The sequence below is a fragment of the Arthrobacter sp. KBS0703 genome (assembly GCF_002008315.2).
GTDB lineage: Bacteria > Actinomycetota > Actinomycetes > Actinomycetales > Micrococcaceae > Arthrobacter.
Map to the genome: position 1 here is coordinate 1 of NZ_MVDG02000025.1, position 1,782 is coordinate 1,782.

General features: G+C 66.5%; 2 protein-coding genes. One reads left to right on the forward strand and one right to left on the reverse strand.

Features of this window, described 5'->3' with window-relative positions:
* Positions 1 to 237: 237 nt before the first annotated feature.
* On the forward strand, positions 238 to 729 hold the full coding sequence (locus B1A87_RS22630; protein WP_185982459.1) for a hypothetical protein: 492 nt from the start codon (positions 238 to 240) through the stop codon (positions 727 to 729).
* Here the strand turns inward: B1A87_RS22630 and B1A87_RS22635 are convergent.
* On the reverse strand, positions 706 to 1,683 hold the full coding sequence (locus tag B1A87_RS22635; protein ID WP_260681138.1) for a CHAD domain-containing protein: 978 nt from the start codon (positions 1,681 to 1,683) through the stop codon (positions 706 to 708). The genes B1A87_RS22630 and B1A87_RS22635 overlap by 24 nt on opposite strands.
* Between the last annotated feature and the right edge of the window lie 99 nt (positions 1,684 to 1,782).

Consider the following 1,782-nt stretch of genomic DNA (forward strand, 5'->3'; position numbering starts at 1 on the left):
CTGTCTCTTATACACATCTAGATGTGTATAAGAGACAGGAGTGGCTCCGGGAGTAGCGCCGTTATCCCGGCCGCTGCCCCGCCAATTGGGGGGCCCGCCAGAGGGGTCTGGGGCAATTTTGTAGGGTTTTCCCAAGGTTTTCGCGGGGTCGCCGTTTGATGCTCGTACCAGCGGTTTACCCAACGGCAACACCGGGCCGGCCGTGGAGTTAGTCCTTCAAGCCTTTGGAGGTAGACCGTGGCGTACAGCGCGTCGGCCGGCAATGTAATAAAGCCCGTCGCACACAAGTCATCCCGGCGCCTGGTTGCCATCCTGTGCGTGGGCGCCACTGCCGCCTGGACCCTGGCCCTGGTGTCGGGAACCTACGTCACCGCCGAGGGCCCCCTCCGGGTCCTGGCTGTTTCCTCGCACATCCTGGCGATGGTGGTCGCCTTCGGCGCCATCCTGCTGGTGGACTGGCACGGTTTCCTGTGGCTCATCGGCAGGCGAAAACTCTTCGAAACCATTCGGCTGGACGATGCCGCGAGCCCGCTCATCTGGACGGGCATCGTCGGGCTCCTGTTCACCGGCGTGTTCCTGAGTCCCAACCTGTCCAACCCCCTGACGCTGATCAAGCTCGGCGCCGTGCTGGTCCTCATGCTCAACGGCATCATGCTGATCCCGCTCATGCGCCGCCTGCTGGTCATGCCGCCCACCACCTGTCTCTTATACACATCTAGATGTGTATAAGAGACAGGTCCTGTTCACCCGATTGCCCGCTACCTTTCGCGCCGGCGACGACGCGAGGGGCCCAGCCGGCGGATGGTCACGGAAGTCCTCGAGGTCGTCCAGGAGCCGGAAGTAGCGATCGGTCAGGAGGACTTCCTGTGCTTTCCGGTAGCCGGCGTTGAACCGGGTGCCCAGTTCGCGTTCCACGCGCTCCTTCACCACGTCCGCGGCCTGCTCCGGCGGGAGCTCGGCGGCGTGCTGCCGCAGCCGTTCCAGCATGACTTCCGCGTCGCGCGGAGTGCCCAGGATCCGGGCAATCCACTGCAGCTCGTCCCTGAGCCGGTGGGCCGCCGCGCCGCCGAAGAGTTTGCGGTAGACCGACAGGGCCGACCGCATCCGGCGGGTGGCCGAGCGCATGGCATGCACCGCGTCCGGCTCCTCCAGCCGAACGCGGGGATCCTGAGCCAGGATTTCGTCGATCTGCCCGCCAAGGTACGCGGTGACGACGGCGGACGCGGGCCATTTCTTGGCAGGCTTCTTCTTGCCGGATTTCTGTGCGGGATTCTGTGCGGGATTCTGTGCGGACTGCGCCGTTTCGTCGTGCGCGCCCTCCGGCTGCTGGGGCCATGCCTCCCCCAGTGCCCGCCCCAGTTTGGACGCATGCACTGCGGGCCGTGCGCCCGCCGCTGCCAGGCATGCCGCGGCGTCCGCAAAAAGATCCGGCTTCCCGTGCACGAGTTCGAGTTCCCATTCGCGCCACTGCAGCTTCCGCGCGGCGCCGGCCTGCCCGGCACCTTCCTGCCCCGCCCAGGTCAGTGCTCCGGCGTCCACGTGGTCGTCGGCAAGGTCGGCGAGGTGCACGCCGTCGTGCCCGTAGAGGGCGAGCGTGGTGCGCCGGGTGTCCAGCCGGGCCACCGGCGCCAGGCCGGAGCCCCGGAGGTGCACGTGCAGGTGCGCCAGCAATGTGTCAGGCACGACGTCGGCCTGGCCCAGCGGCGCGTGGATCTCGCGTCGCTGCTCGGCTACTGCTGCCGCCCCTGTCTCTTATACACATCAAGATGTGTATAAGAGACA